The organism is Pseudomonas sp. LS.1a (genome assembly GCF_022533585.1).
Taxonomy (GTDB): Bacteria; Pseudomonadota; Gammaproteobacteria; order Pseudomonadales; family Pseudomonadaceae; genus Aquipseudomonas.
In genome coordinates this window covers 247,696-264,966 of record NZ_CP092827.1, presented here as the reverse complement: position 1 = coordinate 264,966, position 17,271 = coordinate 247,696, and the positions used below count along the sequence as shown (strand labels likewise).

The 17,271-nt window shown below is 63.6% G+C and carries 16 protein-coding genes; 9 read left to right on the top strand and 7 right to left on the bottom strand.

What is annotated here, in order from left to right:
* Both MKK04_RS01125 and MKK04_RS01120 read left to right on the top strand, forming a co-directional pair.
* Entirely contained in the window at positions 1 to 2,346 is a 2,346-nt protein-coding gene (locus tag MKK04_RS01125) for an FdhF/YdeP family oxidoreductase (protein ID WP_207833134.1), read from the top strand.
* Between the two features lie 317 nt (positions 2,347 to 2,663).
* Positions 2,664 to 3,146, top strand: a complete 483-nt coding sequence (locus tag MKK04_RS01120; protein ID WP_063914464.1) for a glycine zipper domain-containing protein — start codon at positions 2,664 to 2,666, stop codon at positions 3,144 to 3,146.
* Positions 3,147 to 3,201: 55 nt separating this feature from the next.
* Here MKK04_RS01120 and MKK04_RS01115 read toward each other — a convergent pair whose 3' ends face one another.
* The 3 genes from MKK04_RS01115 to hslO all read right to left on the bottom strand — a co-directional run bounded on the left by MKK04_RS01115 (position 3,202) and on the right by hslO (position 6,495).
* On the bottom strand, positions 3,202 to 3,642 hold the full coding sequence (locus MKK04_RS01115) for an acyl-CoA thioesterase (RefSeq protein WP_207833132.1): 441 nt from the start codon (positions 3,640 to 3,642) through the stop codon (positions 3,202 to 3,204).
* Between the two features lie 232 nt (positions 3,643 to 3,874).
* Entirely contained in the window at positions 3,875 to 5,416 is a 1,542-nt protein-coding gene (locus MKK04_RS01110; RefSeq protein ID WP_063914462.1) for a phosphoenolpyruvate carboxykinase, read from the bottom strand.
* 179 nt (positions 5,417 to 5,595) lie between these two features.
* Complete coding sequence (gene hslO, locus MKK04_RS01105) at positions 5,596 to 6,495, bottom strand: Hsp33 family molecular chaperone HslO (RefSeq protein WP_207833130.1); 900 nt, start codon at positions 6,493 to 6,495, stop codon at positions 5,596 to 5,598.
* A gap of 121 nt (positions 6,496 to 6,616) precedes the next feature.
* Between hslO and MKK04_RS01100 the strand changes: the two genes are divergently transcribed.
* A complete protein-coding gene (locus tag MKK04_RS01100; protein WP_241106162.1) occupies positions 6,617 to 7,411 on the top strand; it encodes a phosphatase PAP2 family protein in 795 nt (264 codons plus the stop codon).
* Between the two features lie 112 nt (positions 7,412 to 7,523).
* Here MKK04_RS01100 and MKK04_RS01095 read toward each other — a convergent pair whose 3' ends face one another.
* Positions 7,524 to 7,925 carry an RNA-binding S4 domain-containing protein gene (locus MKK04_RS01095; protein ID WP_207833126.1) on the bottom strand — a complete coding sequence of 134 codons (402 nt, stop codon included), beginning with the start codon at positions 7,923 to 7,925 and terminating at the stop codon, positions 7,524 to 7,526.
* 109 nt (positions 7,926 to 8,034) lie between these two features.
* On the opposite strand from MKK04_RS01095, the gene rimB reads away from it, so the two are divergent.
* Both rimB and rimK read left to right on the top strand, forming a co-directional pair.
* Positions 8,035 to 8,517, top strand: a complete 483-nt coding sequence (gene rimB / locus MKK04_RS01090; RefSeq protein ID WP_041166351.1) for a retropepsin-like aspartic endopeptidase RimB — start codon at positions 8,035 to 8,037, stop codon at positions 8,515 to 8,517.
* The gene (gene rimK, locus MKK04_RS01085) at positions 8,514 to 9,419 is read left to right on the top strand and encodes a 30S ribosomal protein S6--L-glutamate ligase (protein WP_015268602.1); all 906 of its coding nucleotides are present in this window, start codon (positions 8,514 to 8,516) and stop codon (positions 9,417 to 9,419) included. Before rimB ends, rimK begins: the two co-directional genes overlap by 4 nt.
* Positions 9,420 to 9,533: 114 nt before the next feature.
* Here the strand turns inward: rimK and MKK04_RS01080 are convergent, their stop codons facing one another.
* Both MKK04_RS01080 and ompR read right to left on the bottom strand, forming a co-directional pair.
* The gene (locus tag MKK04_RS01080) at positions 9,534 to 10,847 is read right to left on the bottom strand and encodes an ATP-binding protein (RefSeq protein WP_063914459.1); all 1,314 of its coding nucleotides are present in this window, start codon (positions 10,845 to 10,847) and stop codon (positions 9,534 to 9,536) included.
* A gap of 13 nt (positions 10,848 to 10,860) precedes the next feature.
* Positions 10,861 to 11,601 carry an osmolarity response regulator transcription factor OmpR gene (ompR, locus tag MKK04_RS01075; protein WP_012270052.1) on the bottom strand — a complete coding sequence of 247 codons (741 nt, stop codon included), beginning with the start codon at positions 11,599 to 11,601 and terminating at the stop codon, positions 10,861 to 10,863.
* Positions 11,602 to 11,818: 217 nt separating this feature from the next.
* Here ompR and MKK04_RS01070 point away from each other — a divergent pair, with 217 nt between their 5' ends.
* The 4 genes from MKK04_RS01070 to MKK04_RS01055 all read left to right on the top strand — a co-directional run bounded on the left by MKK04_RS01070 (position 11,819) and on the right by MKK04_RS01055 (position 16,889).
* A complete protein-coding gene (locus tag MKK04_RS01070; protein ID WP_207833124.1) occupies positions 11,819 to 14,143 on the top strand; it encodes a Tex family protein in 2,325 nt (774 codons plus the stop codon).
* Positions 14,143 to 14,526 carry a PaaI family thioesterase gene (locus tag MKK04_RS01065; protein WP_003257433.1) on the top strand — a complete coding sequence of 128 codons (384 nt, stop codon included), beginning with the start codon at positions 14,143 to 14,145 and terminating at the stop codon, positions 14,524 to 14,526. The genes MKK04_RS01070 and MKK04_RS01065 overlap by 1 nt, the downstream gene beginning before the upstream one ends.
* A 153-nt stretch (positions 14,527 to 14,679) precedes the next feature.
* The gene (gene gshA / locus MKK04_RS01060; protein ID WP_233688058.1) at positions 14,680 to 16,257 is read left to right on the top strand and encodes a glutamate--cysteine ligase; all 1,578 of its coding nucleotides are present in this window, start codon (positions 14,680 to 14,682) and stop codon (positions 16,255 to 16,257) included.
* Entirely contained in the window at positions 16,257 to 16,889 is a 633-nt protein-coding gene (locus MKK04_RS01055; RefSeq protein ID WP_207833122.1) for a TetR/AcrR family transcriptional regulator, read from the top strand. Before gshA ends, MKK04_RS01055 begins: the two co-directional genes overlap by 1 nt.
* Before the next feature lie 139 nt (positions 16,890 to 17,028).
* Here MKK04_RS01055 and MKK04_RS01050 read toward each other — a convergent pair whose 3' ends face one another.
* Positions 17,029 to 17,244, bottom strand: coding sequence for a TOBE domain-containing protein (locus tag MKK04_RS01050; protein WP_003255829.1), 216 nt, complete (start codon positions 17,242 to 17,244; stop codon positions 17,029 to 17,031).
* Positions 17,245 to 17,271: the final 27 nt, after the last annotated feature.

Below are 17,271 nucleotides of genomic sequence, written 5' to 3'. Positions count from 1 at the left end.
GTGACCTCGTACCAACACCTCCCGGACAACACCCCAGCCTCCTCCCCTCGCTACAAGCCCTACCACGGCCCCGCCGGTGGCTGGGGCGCGCTGCGCAGCGTGGCCAAGGCCTGGGTCGGCAGCGACAACGCACTGAAGAACATTCGCGCCCTGCTCAAGACCAACCAGAACGGCGGTTTCGACTGCCCCGGCTGCGCCTGGGGCGATTCGCCGGAAAGCGGCATGGTCAAGTTCTGCGAGAACGGTGCCAAGGCGGTGAACTGGGAGGCGACCAAGCGCCGCGTCGATGCTGCCTTTTTTGCCCGCTACAGCGTCAGCTCGTTACTGCAGCAGAGCGACTACTGGCTGGAGTATCAGGGGCGCCTGACCGAGCCGATGGTCTATGACGCGCCTAGCGATCGCTACCAGCCGATCAGCTGGGATGCCGCTTTCGCCCTGATTGCCCGCGAGCTGAACAAGCTGGCCAACCCTGACCAGGCCGAGTTCTACACGTCGGGGCGTGCCAGCAACGAAGCGGCATACCTGTACCAGTTGTTCGTGCGCGCCTACGGCACCAACAACTTCCCCGACTGCTCGAACATGTGCCACGAGGCCAGTGGCGTGGCCTTGGGGCAAAGCGTCGGGATCGGCAAGGGCACGGTCACCTTCGACGACTTCGAACATGCCGACGCGATTTTCGTCTGGGGCCAGAACCCCGGCACCAACCACCCGCGCATGCTCGACCCGCTGCGCGATGCGGTCAAACGCGGGGCGCAGGTGGTGTGCATCAACCCGCTCAAGGAACGTGGCCTGGAGCGCTTCCAGCACCCGCAGAACCCGCTGGAAATGCTGACCAACAGCGACCGGCCGACCAACACCGCATTCTTCCGCCCGGCGCTGGGCGGCGACATGGCGATGCTGCGCGGCATGGCCAAGTTCGTCCTGCAATGGGAACGCGAAGCCCAGGCCAAGGGCGAACCGGCCGTCTTCGACCACGCCTTCATTGCCGAACATGGCCATGGCGTCGACGACTACCTGGCGGTGGTGGATGCCACCCCGTGGGAGCACATCCAGGCCCAGTCCGGCCTGGCACTGGCCGACATCGAACTGGCCGCGCGCATGTACTGCCGCGGCAAGCGGGTGATCATGTGCTGGGCGATGGGCATTACCCAGCACCGCCATTCGGTGCCGACCATCCAGGAAATCGTCAACCTGCAGATGCTGCGCGGCAACATCGGCGTACCAGGCGCCGGCCTGTGCCCGGTGCGCGGGCACAGCAACGTGCAGGGTGACCGCACCATGGGCATCAACGAACGCCCACCGGTGGCCCTGCTGGACGCCATCGAGCAGCGCTTCGGCTTCCCCGTGCCCCGGCACAACGGCCACAACACCGTCGAGGCGATCCACGCCATGCTCGAAGGCCGGGCCAAGGTGTTCATCGGCCTGGGCGGCAACTTCGCCCAGGCCACGCCGGACACCGAACGCACCGCCCAGGCATTGCGCAACTGCGAGCTGACCGTGCACATCAGCACCAAGCTCAACCGCAGCCACCTGGTGCACGGCAAGCAGGCACTGATCCTGCCGTGCCTGGGCCGCACCGACATCGACCTGCAGGCCGAAGGGCCCCAGGCGGTAACGGTAGAGGACTCGTTCAGCATGGTCCACGCCTCCAATGGCCAGCTGAAACCGCTGTCGACGCAGATGCGCTCGGAGCCGGCGGTGATCGCTGGTATCGCCGCCGCCACCCTGGGCAAGAAGCCCGTGGACTGGCACTGGCTGGTGGCGGACTATGACCGTATTCGCGAGCTGATCGGCGACACCATCGCCGGCTTCAGCGGCTTCAACCAGCGCCTGCGCGAGCCGGGCGGTTTCTACCTGGGCAACAGCGCCGCCAGCCGCGAATGGAAGACCAGCACCGGCCGCGCCAACTTCAAGGCCAACCTGCTGCCCGACACGCTGCTCCACGAGCGCGTACGCGCCAGCGGCCAGGTACCGGACCTGATCCTGCAGTCGATGCGCTCGCACGATCAGTACAACACCACCATCTACGGCCTGGATGACCGTTACCGCGGCGTGCGCGGCCAGCGCGAGGTGCTGTTCGCCAACGAAGCCGACATCATCCGCCTGGGCTTCCAGCCGGGGCAACAGGTCGACATCGTGTCGTTGTGGGGGGATGAGCATGTGCGCCGTGTGCACGGCTTTACCCTGCTGGCCTTCGACATCCCGGCCGGGCAGGCGGCGGCTTACTACCCGGAGGTGAACCCGCTGGTGCCGCTGGAAAGCATTGGCGATGGCAGCCATACGCCGACGTCGAAGTTCATTGCCATCAAGCTGGAGCGTGCGCGGGACCAGGGGCGTATCCTGTAGGAATCGTGTTGGCCTCTTCGCGGGCACGCCCGCTCCCACAGGAACTCCACATGTTTCGATTCCTGTGCTTTACCTTGTGGGAGCGGGCGTGCCCGCGAAGAGGCCGGAAGCCCTACCGCAAAAAACAAAAAAGCCCTGTTCCATAGCGGTTCAGGGCTTCGTCATAAAGAGCTCAGACAGCGAAAAAACGATAAAGTTTCATAGTAAATACAGTAAGTTAGAGAATTGTGTACAAGTCGTGTTACTCGTCGGATTTCCGTTGCCAGGCGCGCCTGCAAGGCTCAAATTCGCCTCGTCATCCCTATGAGGCTCTCTTGATGAAGAAGTACTCCTCGATACTGTTGTTGTCTTTCAGCTTGCTCAGCGGCGTTGCCATGGCAGGCGGCACCACCGAGGCCGGCATTGGCGGCGCATTGGGTGGGGTACTGGGCTCTGTCGTAGGCCAGTCCATTGGTGGTAGCACAGGCGGCGCGATCGGCGCTGGCCTGGGCGGCGCAGCTGGCAGTGCAGTCGGTGCCAACAAGCACCAGCGTGGTGAGGCAGCCATCGGTGGCGCATTGGGCGCCGCAGGCGGCAACGTGGTCGGCCGCTCCATGGGCGGCACTACCGGTAGCTACATTGGCGCGGCAGCCGGCGGTGGCGCCGGTGGCGCACTGGGTAACTACATGGGTAAAGAGGCCGACAGAGACGATTACCACGATGGCCGCCGCTACCGTCGTGGCTATGACGACGACCGTCGCCACTGGGACCGTGGCCACCACTACGGCCACCGCAAGCACAAGCGCCACTGGCGCGACTAACGCCTGAGGGCCCTGCCCCGGCAACAAAAGCCCCGCCCCTGCCAGCGGGGCTTTTTTATGCCTGCTGTTCCAGCAGGATGCCAGACAGGATCACCTGCAACGCCGCTGGCAACGCCACAGGCCGGCCGCTGGTGCGTTCGATGAACACCTGCACCACCGTGCCTGCCGCACACGCCTCCGGCTCCCCTGGGCGGAACAGCGCCAGGCGGTATTCCACCGTGCTGCCCGCCAGGCGCGCTACCCCCAGCCCCACTTCCAGCACGTCCGGAAAGCCCGGTAAGGCATAGAAATCCGCCGCCGAACTGACCACGAAAGCCGCCAGCTCGCCGTCACGCAGGTCCAGTTCGGCCTGTTCGACGAGGAACGCCTGGATGGCGGTTTCGAAGAAGCCGTGCACGGTGGCACCGGCAATGTGGCCGTTCAGGTCATTGTCCTGGGGACGGGTGAGGATGGGGTGGAAGTGGGAGAAGGCAGTGCGCTGGGGGGATTCGGTCATCTGGCTGGCTCTTGTCTTCGCAATGGATGCTGACAGTGAAACAGAAAAACCGGGTTTTCGCTGCTTGTGCCGGCCTCTTCGCGGCTAAAGCCGCTCCCACAGGTACACCACCAGCGTTGAATGCAGTGCAGTACCTGTGGGAGCGGCTTTAGCCGCGAAGAGGCCGGTACAGGCAGTAGAAAACGAAAAGGCCGCCCGTTGGGGCGGCCTTTTCGTTACAGGCAGGCTCAGCTTACAGCTGCGGGCCAGCGGCCTTGATGGCGTCGGAAACTTCGAACTTCTTGAAGTTTTCGATGAACAGCTTGGCCAGGCCTTTGGCGGCCTCGTCGTAGGCAGCCTTGTCAGCCCAGTTGGTGCGCGGGTTGAGCAGCTCGGTTTCAACGCCCGGAACGGCCTTCGGCACGTCCAGGTTGATGATGTCCAGGTGCTCGGTTTCGGCACCGATCAGCGCGCCGCTCTGGATCGCAGCGATCACGGCACGGGTGGTCGGGATGCTGAAGCGCTTGCCAACGCCGTAACCACCGCCGGTCCAGCCGGTGTTGACCAGGTAGACCTTCGAGTCAAAGCCTTTGATACGCTTGATCAGCAGCTCGGCGTATTCACCAGCCGGGCGCGGGAAGAACGGAGCGCCGAAGCAGGTGGAGAAGGTCGACTTGATGCCGCTGCCCGAACCCATTTCGGTGGAACCGACCAGCGCGGTATAGCCGGACAGGAAGTGGTAGGCCGCCTGCTCGTTGTTCAGGATCGAAACCGGAGGCAGAACACCCGTCAGGTCGCAGGTCAGGAAGATGACTGCATTCGGCTCGCCGCCCAGGTTCGCTTCGGAACGCTTGGCAACGTGCTCCAGCGGGTAGGCCGCGCGGCTGTTCTGGGTCAGGCTGACATCGCTGTAGTCGGCGTGCTTGTTGGCGTCGAGAACAACGTTTTCCAGCACGGCGCCATGCTTGATGGCTTTCCAGATGACCGGCTCATTCTTCTCGGACAAGTCGATGCACTTGGCGTAGCAACCGCCTTCGATGTTGAAGACCACGCCCTCGCCCCAGCCGTGCTCGTCGTCACCGATCAGGTAACGGCTTTCGTCGGCCGACAGGGTGGTCTTGCCGGTGCCGGACAGGCCGAAGAACAGGGTCACATCGCCTGCTTCGCCGATGTTGGCGGCGCAGTGCATCGGCAGTACGTCGGCAGCCGGCAGCAGGAAGTTCTGCACCGAGAACATGGCTTTTTTCATTTCGCCGGCGTAGCGCATGCCAGCGATCAGCACCTTCTTCTGGGCGAAGTTGATGATCACGCAACCATCGGAGTTGGTGCCGTCACGCTCAGGTTCGCACACGAAGTTGGCGACGTTGAGGACCTGCCACTCGCCACGACCAGCCGGGTTGTACTGCTCCGGGTTGATGAACAGGCAACGACCGAACAGGTTCTGCCAGGCAGTCTGGGTGGTCATCTTCACCGGCAGGTAGTGCTCGGCGGCCGCCCCTACGTGGACGTAGGAAACGAAGTGATCCTGGGCGTTGTTGAACGCCTCGACGCGGTCCCACAGGGCATCGAACTTGTCGGCCGGGAACTTGCGGTTGATCGGGCCCCAGGCAATGGCGTCCTGGGTGGAAGGTTCTTCGACGATGAAACGGTCAGCCGGCGAACGGCCAGTACGGTGACCAGTCTCCACGACCAGTGCACCAGTATCGGCTAGTACGCCTTCACCGCGTTGCAGCGCTTCTTTTACCAGCTCATCGACGCTCAGGTCGGTGTACACGGTGTTGTTGGCTTGCGTCATGAGATACCCCATCCGGCCCGAGGCCGAGTGCTCCAAACGTTTTGTAGTTGTCTTGAAAAAACTACTACAGCGAAAAAAGTGGCCGGATTATGCCAGAAACGCCCAAAAAAAGTAGGCCCCTCCTGTCAGAACTGCGCTTTTGCGCAATTAGACAGGAGATTGTCCTGTGGTTAAACGTTTCAGTGACGAGTTTCTGAGGCTACGTCAGTGCCGCCACCGGCAAACAGTTGCGCCACATCGCTGGCGTCGAAGAAATAGCGCTCGTTGCAGAACTGGCAATCGATCTCCACCTGCCCGCCGCATTCTTCCACCAGCGCCTTGGCGTCGTGCTCGCCCAAACTGACCAGCGCATTGCCGGAACGTTCGCGCGAGCAGCTGCAATTGAAGCGCAGCGGCTGGATGTCGAACAGGCGCACGGCGTCTTCGTGGTACAGGCGGTGCAGCAGGGTTTCGTTGTCCAGCGCCCACTCATCAGCCTTGAGCGTGGTAGCCAATGCCACAACGTGCTGCCAGCTTTCTTCACGCTCTTCATCGTCCGGCTGGCGATCGCGCGGCAGTTGCTGCAGCAGCAGACCACGGGCCTTGCCGCCTTCGGCGTTGAGCCAGAAGCGGGTATTGAGCTGTTGCGACTGGACGAAGTAGTTGGTGAAGCACTCCGACAGGGTGGCGCCATCGAGATCCACGGTGCCCTGGTAGCGTTGGCCCTTGACCGGATCGATAGTCAGGGTCAGGTGGCCGTCCGGCATCAGTTGCGACAGGGTGGCGCCGTCAGGGATCTGCTCGACGTCATAACGCGCCATGCCTCGGATGTCGCGCTCGCCCGAGCACTCCACCATCAGCAGCGGGATCGGCCCCTCCGAACGCGCCTGCAGAATCAGCAGGCCGTCGAACTTCAGCGCCCCCACCAGCAAGGCGGTGGCGGCCATCAGCTCACCGAGCAGCGCCTGTACCGGCTGCGGGTATTCATGACGCGCCAGCACCGCGGCGTAGCTGTCGTCGAGAGACACCCACTCGCCGCGCACATCGCGCTCGTCGAAGATGAAACGTTGGGTGAAATCGGTATCAGGCAGGTCGCTCATAGGTTTTGGCTATCTAAAAAATGATGACAAAATGGTTACAAGGGTTGTCGAAAACTTGCGAGAACCCCGTGACAGAGCGCTCACAAGGCGCTCCGATTCCTGTTTGCAATAGAGGTATTTTATGGACAATCGACCACTGTTCCAAGCAAGGTGGTCCTGGGGGCCATTGGCAGCCTGTACGCTGCTTCCCATCGCTCTACTGTCTTTCTGGTTATGGCCCATTGGCCAGATCCTGTGCCTGACTTTCGACGAGTGGCTGTTCCACAGCCTGAATGCGCCGCTAGCCGACAACACCACATGGCGCTACATCTGGACCATCGGCAGCCTGCGCCCGTTCGACATCGTCGTCGGCCTGATCCTTCTGGCAGTGCTTATCCGTGGCGACTGGGTGTTCAAGGCAACCCAGGTTCGCCAGGCCTTTTTCGGCTTTCTGGTCACGCTAACCCTCTTAGTGGTGATTCGCGCGCTGTTTTCCAAGTGGGTGGATGCAGCCGGCTGGCAGCACAAGAGCCCTTCGATGATGTTCGACGAGGTGGTGCACCTCAGCGACTACTACCCGAACCTGGAGGCGGCCTGGGAGCTCAAGGACCGTTCCAGCAAGAGTTTCCCGGGGGACCATGCCTCGGTGCTGTTGGTCTGGGCGCTGTTCATGAGCGTGTTCAGCCGCCGCCTGATGCAGTACCTGGTGGTCTGGGGGCTGGCGGTACTGTTCATGTTGCCGCGCCTGGTGGCAGGTGCCCACTGGGGGCAGGATGACTATATCGGCGGGCTGCTGATGGCAGTGCTGGCGTTGGGCTGGAGCTGCTACACACCGCTGGCGGCCAAGGGTAGTGCGGTGCTGATGCGCTGGACAGCGCCGTTGTTCGCGATCGCGGCCAAGTTACCGTTGGTCGGGCGCTTGGCGGTGACCCGCTAGATCCTTGGGGCTACTGCGTAGCCCATCGCGACACAAGGCCGCTCCTACAGCGGAACGCGATTTCCTGTAGGAGCGGCCTTGTGTCGCGAAAGGGCCGCAACGCGGCCCACGGCTATTCGAAGCTGCCATGCAACTGGTGAATCTGCCGCCGCTGCTTCTTGGTCGGCCGCCCATCGGTGGTCACACCCATCGCCCCGGCCTTGCGCATTTCTGCCGCCTGCTCACGCCGACGCACGCTGTCCTCGGTCTCTTCGTACAACGTCTGCGCCTCTGGCGCCCCTCGGCGCACCACCGACAGCGCCTTCACCACCACGGTACGTTCATCGAACCCGGTACGCAGCACGAACTCGTCACCCACCCGCGGTTCCTTGCCCGGCTTGCAGCGCTCGCCCCGGCAATGCACCTTGCCGCTCTCGATCGCCGCCTTGGCCAGCGCGCGGGTCTTGTAGAAACGTGCCGCCCACAGCCATTTGTCCAGGCGAACCTTGTCGTCGTCTTCGGCTTTTTGTGCCATCCCGTTACCTCGAACGCTGTGTTTCATCGAACTGTACTACCGTAACGATCGGATGCAAAAAATCCCCGCCGTGCTTACAGTTCAACACCTCATCCGCAGGGTGCGTTTCGTGAAGACATTTGACCATTTGACTGTGATCGGCCTGCGCGAGTGGGTCGCCCTGCCCGACCTTGGCGTGGCCGGGCTGCGCGCCAAGATCGACACCGGCGCCAGCACCTCCAGCCTGCATGCCACCGAGGTGGAACCGTTCGAGCGCGACGGCCAACCCTGGGTCCGCTTCACCGCACACCTGGGCTCGGTGGTGCAGTTGCGCCACCGCCGCTGCGAGGCACCGCTGGTGACCATGAAAACCATCAAGAGCTCCAACGGCCAGGCCCAGACCCGCTATGTCATCCGCACGTCACTGGCCCTGGGCGATGGTGTGTGGGAGGTGGAGTTCACCCTGGCCTGCCGCAAGAACATGCGTTACCGCCTGTTGCTGGGCTCCAAGGCCCTGATCCATGGCCAGCTGGTGGTCAACCCTGGCCTGAAGTACGTCCAAGACAAACCGGCCTTCCCGGCCACCCTTTCCCCTGTCACAGGTGCTGCATGAAGATCGCTGTGCTGTCGCGCAATCCGCGTCTGTATTCCACCCGCCGCCTGGTCGAAGCCGGTACCCAGCGGGGCCACGAAATGGTGGTGATCGATACCCTGCGGGCCTACATGAACATTGCCAGCCACAAGCCGCAGATCCACTACCGCGGCAAGCCGCTGGAAGGCTTCGACGCGGTGATCCCGCGCATTGGTGCCTCGGTGACCTTCTATGGCTGCGCGGTGCTGCGCCAGTTCGAGATGATGGGCGTGTATCCGCTCAACGAGTCGGTAGCGATTGCCCGCTCCCGCGACAAGCTGCGTTCGCTGCAACTGCTGTCGCGGCGCGGCATCGGCCTGCCGATTACCGGTTTCGCCCACTCGCCGGACGACATCCCCGACCTGATCCAGATGGTCAACGGTGCCCCGCTGGTGATCAAGGTGCTGGAGGGCACCCAGGGCATCGGCGTGGTGCTGTGCGAAACCACCAAGGCCGCCGAATCGGTGATCGAGGCGTTCATGGGGCTGAAGCAGAACATCATGGTGCAGGAATACATCAAGGAAGCGGGTGGCGCGGACATCCGCTGCTTCGTGGTCGGCGACAAAGTCATCGCGTCGATGAAGCGCCAGGCCAAGCCGGGGGAATTCCGTTCCAATTTGCACCGCGGCGGGGTGGCCAGCCTGATCAAGATCACCCCGGAAGAACGCATGACCGCCATTCGCGCGGCCAAGGTGATGGGCTTGAGTGTGGCGGGTGTGGATATCCTGCGCTCCAACCATGGGCCATTGGTGATGGAGGTGAACTCGTCGCCGGGGCTGGAAGGTATCGAAGTGACCACCGGCAAGAACGTGGCCGGCATGATCATCGAGCACCTGGAGAAGAACGGTGGGCCTAATCAGACCCGGACCAAGGGTAAGGGCTGAGATTTTGGGGCTGCTGCGCAGCCCATCGCGACACAAGGCCGCTCCTACAGGGTTACGCGATCCTCCGTAGGAGCGGCCTTGTGTCGCGAAAGGGCCGCAAAGCGGCCCTGGCAATCACACGGCATTACGCGGCAGCAACAACCCCAAAGGCAACCGTACCCGCGCCTCGATCCCGCCACCAGAGCGATTGCGCAGTTCCACATTCCCGCCATGCTGCGCCGCGATCCGCTTGACGATCGCCAGCCCCAGCCCGGTGCCCTTGCCGCCGCGCGCCCGGTCGCCACGAATGAACGGATTGAAGATGGTCTCCAGCTCCGACTCGTCGATCCCCGTCCCGCGGTCCAGCACGCTCAGCACCACATACGGCGCACTCTCGTCGCCCGACACATAGGCGGCCACCTCGACCCCCTTGCCGGCGTGGTGCAGGGCGTTGCCGATCAGGTTGCCCAGCATGCGCTTGAGCGAAACCCGGCGCAGCGGGAACGGTGGAATCGGCTCCAGGCACAGCCGCACCCGTTCTTCCGGCTGGTTGTACGGCGCCACCACCTCGCGCACCAGGTCGGCCAGGTCCACCTCCTCCACCGGCTCGTCTCGGCCATCGCGGATAAAGGCCAGGAACTGGTCGAGGATCGCGTCCATGTCCTCGATATCACGGACCATGTCGTCACTCAGTTCACTGTCGCTGTTCAGCAACGACAGCGACAGGCGCAGGCGCGTCAGCGGTGTACGCAGGTCATGGGAAACCCCGGCCAGCATCAGCTCACGCTCACGCCCGGCCTGCTCGACATCCTCGGCCATCTGGTTGAAGGCCTTGTACACCTCGGTCATCTCGCTGGGCGTGTCGCTGATCGGCAGGCGCACGCTGCGCCCCTGGCCCAGCTGGCGGGCGGCGAACACCAGGCGCTTGAGCGGCTGGTTCAGCTGGCGCACGAAGATCCAGGCCGAGGCGGTAGACAACAGGCCGATGGCCAGGAACCAACCCAGCACGTTCCAGATTTTCTGACCACGCAGCGGGTGCGGGTACAGCGGTACCTTCAACCAGCCCGGGCCCAGGCTTGGCGCATTGACCCACAACGCCGGCGGCGCATGAATGCGCAGCCGTACCTCGGTGTCTTCGCCCAGCTCGGCCTGCATCTGCCGTTGGTAGATTTCGCTGTAGGGCCAGTGCTGCTCACCCTCGGGCACCCCCGAGCCGGTGACCCGGATAAGGCCAGCCGCTTCGGCGATCTTGTCGCGGTTTTCTTCGTCGGCCGCCCAATAGGCGCGCAAGGTCAGCGCCACACCGTGGCTGTACTGACGGTCGACCAGCACGTCCTCGTTCATCAACAGGTAGACCAGGGTCAAGGCCTTGGAGAACAGGACGACGATCAACACCAGCCACAGGGTGCGGGCGAAGAAACTTTGCGGAAACCAGAGCGGTGTCTTCATCGACTGCGCGGCATCATTTACCGGCGTTTCCGTCCGGCACGAACACGTAGCCCACGCCCCAGACAGTCTGGATATAACGCGGCTTGGACGGGTCCGGTTCGATCATGCGGCGCAGACGCGAGATCTGCACGTCGATGGAGCGTTCCAGCGCATCCCACTCGCGGCCACGGGCCAGGTTCATCAGCTTGTCGCGGGTCAGCGGCTCGCGTGCGTGCATCACCAGTGCCTTGAGCACAGCGAACTCGCCGGTGGTGAGCATGTGCACTTCGTCGCCACGCTTGAGTTCACGGGTGGCCAGCGACAGCTCGTAGTCGCCGAAGGTGACCGACTCGTCTTCGCTACCAGGCGCACCCGGCACGCTCGGTGCCTGACGGCGCAGCACGGCCTTGACCCGGGCCATCAGCTCGTCCGGGTTGAACGGCTTGCCCAGGTAGTCGTCGGCGCCCAGTTCCAGGCCCTTGATACGGCTGAGCTCGTCGCCCTTGGCGGTGAGCATGATGATCGGGATCTGGTTGTTCTGCTGGCGCAGGCGCTTGCACGCCGACAGGCCATCTTCGCCGGGCAGCATCAGGTCGAGCACCACCAGGTTGAACACTTCACGCTGCAGCAGGCGGTCCATCTGCTCGGTGTTGGGCACCGCGCGGGCACGGTAGCCCTTGCTGGTGAAGAAACGTTCCAGCAGGCTGCTCAGCCCCGGGTCGTCGTCGACGATGAGAATCTTGTCACCTTCAGCGGTGTTTGGCGTGCCGGTCATGAATAACTCCTCTGATATCGCCGCGCATTATGGCGTAGCCATTGCTGCACGTTGCGTGAGCATTGTTAGCAGATTTTTCCCCCGGCGCCAGTTCCGGCTGGCCGGGCGCCATCACCGCAAGCCGTTTGCGATGGGTATAATGCGCGGCTTTCATCCAGCGCCGCCGGGCGACAGGCCCACAGGCGACCCCCGTATTCACAAATGTCAGGTGGTTTACATGGACAGCATCAACAGCCGTATCGCCGAGGAACTGGGCGTACGCCCCCAGCAGGTCGAGGCGGCCGTGGGCCTGTTGGACGAAGGCTCGACCGTGCCCTTCATCGCCCGCTACCGCAAGGAAGTGACCGGTAGCCTGGACGACACCCAGCTGCGCCATCTGGAAGAGCGCCTGCGCTACCTGCGCGAACTCGACGAGCGCCGCGCCAGCATCCTGGCCAGCATCGAGGAGCAGGGCAAGCTGACCCCGGAACTGGCCCGCGAGATCAAGCTGGCCGACACCAAGACCCGCCTCGAAGACCTGTACCTGCCGTACAAGCAGAAGCGCCGCACCAAGGGCCAGATCGCCCTGGAAGCCGGCCTCGGCGAACTGGCCGACGGCCTGTTCAACAACCCCGACCTGGCCCCGGAAAGCGAAGCTGCACGCTTCGTCAACGCCGACAAAGGCGTGGCCGACGTCAAGGCCGCGCTGGAAGGCGCCAAGTACATCCTCATGGAGCGCTTCGCCGAAGACGCCGCCCTGCTCGACAAGCTGCGCAGCTTCCTCAAGCAGGAAGCCGTGCTCAGCGCCCGCGTGGTGCCCGGCAAGGAAGAAGAAGGCGCCAAGTTCCGCGATTATTTCGCCCATGACGAACTGCTGCGCAATGCGCCCTCTCACCGTGCCCTGGCGATCTTCCGCGGGCGCAACGAGGGCGTGCTGAGCGCCTCGCTGAAAGTCGGCGAAGAACTGCCCGGCACCCTGCACCCGTGCGAGCTGATGATCGGCAACCACGTCGGTATCGAGAACCGCAACCGCCCGGCCGACAAGTGGCTCGGCGAAGTGGTGCGCTGGACCTGGAAGGTCAAGCTGTACACTCACCTGGAAACCGACCTGTTCGGCGAGCTGCGCGACAACGCCGAAGGCGAGGCGATCAACGTGTTCGCCCACAACCTGCACGACCTGCTGCTGGCCGCCCCGGCCGGCCCGCGCGCCACCCTGGGCTTCGACCCGGGCCTGCGCACCGGCTGCAAGATCGCCGTGGTAGATGCCACCGGCAAGCTGCTGGACCACACCACGGTCTACCCGCACGCGCCGAAGAACGACTGGGACCGCACCATTTCCATCATGGCCGCGCTGTGCGCCAAGCACTCGGTGGAGCTGATCGCCATCGGCAACGGCACCGCCAGCCGCGAAAGCGACAAGCTGGTGGCAGAGCTGGTTAAAAAGTACCCAGCTCTGAAGATCACCAAGGTCATGGTCTCCGAGGCCGGCGCTTCGGTGTATTCCGCATCGGAACTGGCTGCCCGCGAATTCCCGGACCTGGACGTGTCGATCCGTGGCGCCGTGTCGATTGCCCGCCGCCTGCAGGACCCGCTGGCCGAGCTGGTGAAGATCGACCCGAAATCCATCGGTGTCGGCCAATACCAGCACGACGTGTCCCAGCTGAAACTGGCGCGCGGCCTGGACGCCGTGGTCGAGGACTGCGTGAACGCCGTGGGTGTGGATGTCAACACCGCCTCGGTGGCGCTGCTGACGCGCATCTCCGGCCTTAACGCCACCCTGGCGCAGAACATCGTCGCCCACCGCGATGCCAACGGCCCGTTCGCCACCCGTGCAGCGCTGAAAAAGGTCAGCCGCCTGGGCGAGAAAACCTTCGAACAGGCCGCCGGCTTCCTGCGCGTGATGAACGGCGACAACCCGCTGGACGCCTCCGCAGTGCACCCCGAGGCCTACCCGCTGGTGCAGCGCATTGCCGCCGACACCGACCGCGACATTCGCTCGCTGATCGGCGACAGCAGTTTCCTCAAGCGCCTGGACCCGAAGAAATTCACCGACGAAACCTTCGGCCTGCCGACCGTCACCGACATCCTGCAGGAACTGGACAAGCCTGGCCGCGACCCACGCCCCGAGTTCAAGACCGCCACCTTCCAGGACGGCGTCGAAGACCTCAAGGACCTGGAGCCGGGCATGATCCTCGAAGGCGTGGTGACCAACGTCACCAACTTCGGCGCCTTCGTCGACATCGGCGTGCACCAGGACGGCCTGGTGCACATCTCGGCGCTGTCGGAGAAGTTCGTCAAGGACCCGCGTGAAGCGGTCAAGGCCGGCGACGTGGTCAAGGTCAAGGTCATGGAAGTGGACATCCCGCGCAAGCGCGTGGGCCTGTCCATGCGCATGAGTGACACCCCGGGCGAGAAGGTCGACGGCAACCGCGGTAGTAACCGTGGCAATGGCGGCAACCGCCAACAGCAGGCGCCGCGCCAGCGCGAAACCACCACTGCGGCCCCGGCCAACAACGCCATGGCCGCCCTGTTCGCCAACGCCAAGCAGCTGAAGAAGAAGTGATGGACGTTCCACGCGAATACGTCGAAAGCGCCTTCAGCCAGCTCCTCGGCTGCCGCCTGCAACGCCTGGAAACAGGTGTTGCCGAGGTAGCCCTGGCGCTCGAGCCACACTTGCGCAACCGTGGCCAGAAGCTGCATGGCGGGGCGATCTTCAGCCTGGTGGACATCGCCATGGGCCTGGCCTGCTCGGCCAGCCATGGCTTTGACCAGCAAAGCGTCACCATCGAGTGCAAGATCAACTACATGCGCGCCGTCAGTGACGGCGAGGTGCTGTGCACCGCCCGTGTGCTGCATGCCGGGCGGCGCACCCTGGTAGTCGACGCCGACGTAGTCCAGGGCGACAAGCTGGTGGCGAAAGCGCAAGGAACCTTCGCGGTTCTCTAGCTCACCAAGCAGTATCTGCGGTATTTTCAGCAGTGCGCTGGCACTGCTGGATCCGCGTTAACCAGGCGACAACGCCAGTTCCTTTCTTCCTACCCTTGTAGACCGTTATCTCTACCCCCATATTGGGGCGACTGACGCGTGAAGGAATACATCTTGAGCGACCTCCTCAACCGCCGCCTGAGCCTGCTCGGCGCCAATCTCCCCCTGCTCAAGCAGTGCCTGCACGGTATTGAGCGCGAATGCCTGCGCGTGACCGACGAAGGTCGCCTGGCCCAGACCCCGCATCCGCAAGCCTTGGGATCGGCGCTGACCAACGAGCAGATCACCACCGATTATTCCGAGTCGCTGCTGGAGTTCATCACCCCGGCCCTGCCCGACCCGGCCAAGGTGCTGGAAAGCCTCGAAGAGACCCACCGTTTCGTCTACAGCAAGCTGGGCGACGAATACCTGTGGAGCCCGTCGATGCCCTGCACGCTGCCGGCCGAGGAGGACATCCCGATCGCCGAGTACGGCAGCTCGAACATCGGCAAGCTCAAGCACGTCTACCGCAAGGGCCTGGCCCTGCGCTACGGCCGCACCATGCAGTGCATCGCCGGTATCCATTACAACTTCTCGCTGCCCGAAGCGCTGTGGCCACTGCTGCGCGCTGCCGAAGGCGGCAGCGAGAGCGACCGCGACTACCAGTCGTCGGCCTATATCGCGCTGATCCGCAATTTCCGCCGTTACAGCTGGTTGCTGATGTACCTGTTCGGCGCCTCGCCAGCCCTGGACAAAGGCTTCCTGCGTGGCCGCCCGCACCAGCTCGAAGAGCTGGACGCCGAAACCCTGTACCTGCCCTACGCCACCAGCCTGCGCATGAGCGACCTGGGCTACCAGAGCAATGCCCAGGCTGGCCTGACGCCGTGCTACAACAACCTGGCCAGCTACACCGACAGCCTGCGCAAGGCGGTGGGTACGCCCTATCCGCCCTACGTTGAAGTCGGCACGCACGTGGACGGCGAGTGGGTACAGCTGAACACCAACATCCTGCAGATCGAAAACGAGTACTACTCGAACATCCGCCCCAAGCGCGTCACCTACACCGGCGAGCGGCCGATCCAGGCCCTGACCTCACGCGGCGTGCAGTATGTGGAAGTGCGATGCCTGGACATCAACCCGTTCCTGCCGGTAGGCATCGACCTGACCGAAGCGCGCTTCCTCGACGCGTTCCTGCTGTTCTGCGCGCTGGAAGACAGCCCGCAACTGGACAACGGCGAATGCGGCCAGTGCACCAACAACTTCCTGACCGTGGTCAAGGAAGGCCGTCGCCCGGGCCTGGAACTGCGCCGCAATGGCCAGCCGATCGGCCTTAAGGACTGGGCCAGCGAGCTGATCGAGCGCATCCGGCCACTGGCCGAGCTGCTGGACCAGGCGCAAGGCGGTGCAGAACACGGCAAGGCCCTAGATGCCCAGCAGGCCAAGGTCGACGACGCCTCGCTGACCCCATCGGCCCAGGTGCTGGCACGCATGACCGAGCATGACGAAAGCTTCGTCAAGTTCGCCCTGCGCCAGAGCCGTATTCACGCTGAAACCTTCCGCGAGCAGCCACTTCCCGCCGAACGTCAGCAAGCCTTCGAAACCCTGGCCCGCGAATCACTGGCCGAACAGTCCCGCCTGGAGCAGCAGGAAGTCGGCGACTTCGACCTGTTCGTCGGCGCCTACCAGGCCAGCATCCTGGCGATCAGCAACTGATGACCCGCACTGCCACCCCGCGCAAACCGCGCGCCAGCAGCCAGGCCAGGATCGAGGCGATCCTGGCGGCTGCACGCGAGTTGCTGGCCGAACTGGGGGTGGCGGGCCTGTCGATCTACAGCGTGGCCGAGCGCGCGCAGATTCCACCGTCTTCGGTGTACCACTTCTTCGCCAGCGTGCCGGCGCTGCTGGAGGCGTTGACGGCCGATGTGCACCGGGCCTTCCGTGAAGCGCTGAGCGCGCCGATCGACAGCAATGCGTTCAACACCTGGCACGAACTGTCACGGCTGATCGAGCAGCGCATGCTGGATATCTACAACGAGGATGCCGCAGCGCGGCAGCTGATCCTGGCCCAGCATGGCCTGAGCGAAGTGGTGCAGGCCGATCGGCAGCACGACATGGAGCTGGGCGACTTGATGCACAAGTTGTTTGACCAGCACTTTCATCTGCCGGTAGTGCCGGTGGATGTGGATGTGTTTGCCCTGGCCATGGAATTGAGCGACCGGGTGTATGCGCGGTCGGTGCAGCTGCATGAGGCGATCACTCCGCGCATGGCCGAGGAAGGCAAGCGGGTGTTCGAGGCGTACCTGGGGTTGTATCTACCGCCGTTTCTGGCCAAGCGTTCCGGCTGAGATCATCGGGGCCGCTGTGCGGCCCTTCGCGGCCACGCCCGCTCCCACAGGGTCCGCGCAAAACCTGAAACCTGCGCAGTACCTGTGGGAGCGGGCGTGCCCGCGAAGGGCTGCAAAACAGCCCCATGGCCCACACCCATCACAGCTTGGCAATGGACACTTCAGTCGATTTCACGAAAGCAATCACTTCACTCCCCACCTGCAGCTCCAGCTCACGTACGGAGCGGGTAGTGATGACCGAAGTGACGATGCCCGAGGCAGTCTGCACGTCGATTTCCGACAGTACCGGGCCTTCGAGGATTTCCTTCACGGTGCCTTTGAACTGGTTGCGAACGTTGATGGCTTTGATGGTCATGATTTGATTCCTTCTCTATGGCTTAAG

Excerpts from the sequence above, each read along its gene's own strand:
- MKK04_RS01055 (WP_207833122.1), top strand. The coding sequence starts at position 16,257 with ATGACCCGCACTGCCACCCCGCGCAAACCGCGCGCCAGCAGCCAGGCC.
- ompR (WP_012270052.1), bottom strand. The coding sequence starts at position 11,601 with ATGACCGGCACGCCAAACACCGCTGAAGGTGACAAGATTCTCATCGTC.
- hslO (WP_207833130.1), bottom strand. The coding sequence starts at position 6,495 with ATGAGCGACCTGCCTGATACCGATTTCACCCAACGTTTCATCTTCGAC.
- MKK04_RS01110 (WP_063914462.1), bottom strand. The coding sequence starts at position 5,416 with ATGACGCAAGCCAACAACACCGTGTACACCGACCTGAGCGTCGATGAG.
- MKK04_RS01050 (WP_003255829.1), bottom strand. The coding sequence starts at position 17,244 with ATGACCATCAAAGCCATCAACGTTCGCAACCAGTTCAAAGGCACCGTG.
- MKK04_RS01100 (WP_241106162.1), top strand. The coding sequence starts at position 6,617 with ATGGACAATCGACCACTGTTCCAAGCAAGGTGGTCCTGGGGGCCATTG.
- MKK04_RS01080 (WP_063914459.1), bottom strand. The coding sequence starts at position 10,847 with ATGAAGACACCGCTCTGGTTTCCGCAAAGTTTCTTCGCCCGCACCCTG.
- MKK04_RS01065 (WP_003257433.1), top strand. The coding sequence starts at position 14,143 with ATGGACGTTCCACGCGAATACGTCGAAAGCGCCTTCAGCCAGCTCCTC.
- rimK (WP_015268602.1), top strand. The coding sequence starts at position 8,514 with ATGAAGATCGCTGTGCTGTCGCGCAATCCGCGTCTGTATTCCACCCGC.
- MKK04_RS01120 (WP_063914464.1), top strand. The coding sequence starts at position 2,664 with ATGAAGAAGTACTCCTCGATACTGTTGTTGTCTTTCAGCTTGCTCAGC.
- MKK04_RS01095 (WP_207833126.1), bottom strand. The coding sequence starts at position 7,925 with ATGGCACAAAAAGCCGAAGACGACGACAAGGTTCGCCTGGACAAATGG.
- MKK04_RS01070 (WP_207833124.1), top strand. The coding sequence starts at position 11,819 with ATGGACAGCATCAACAGCCGTATCGCCGAGGAACTGGGCGTACGCCCC.
- MKK04_RS01115 (WP_207833132.1), bottom strand. The coding sequence starts at position 3,642 with ATGACCGAATCCCCCCAGCGCACTGCCTTCTCCCACTTCCACCCCATC.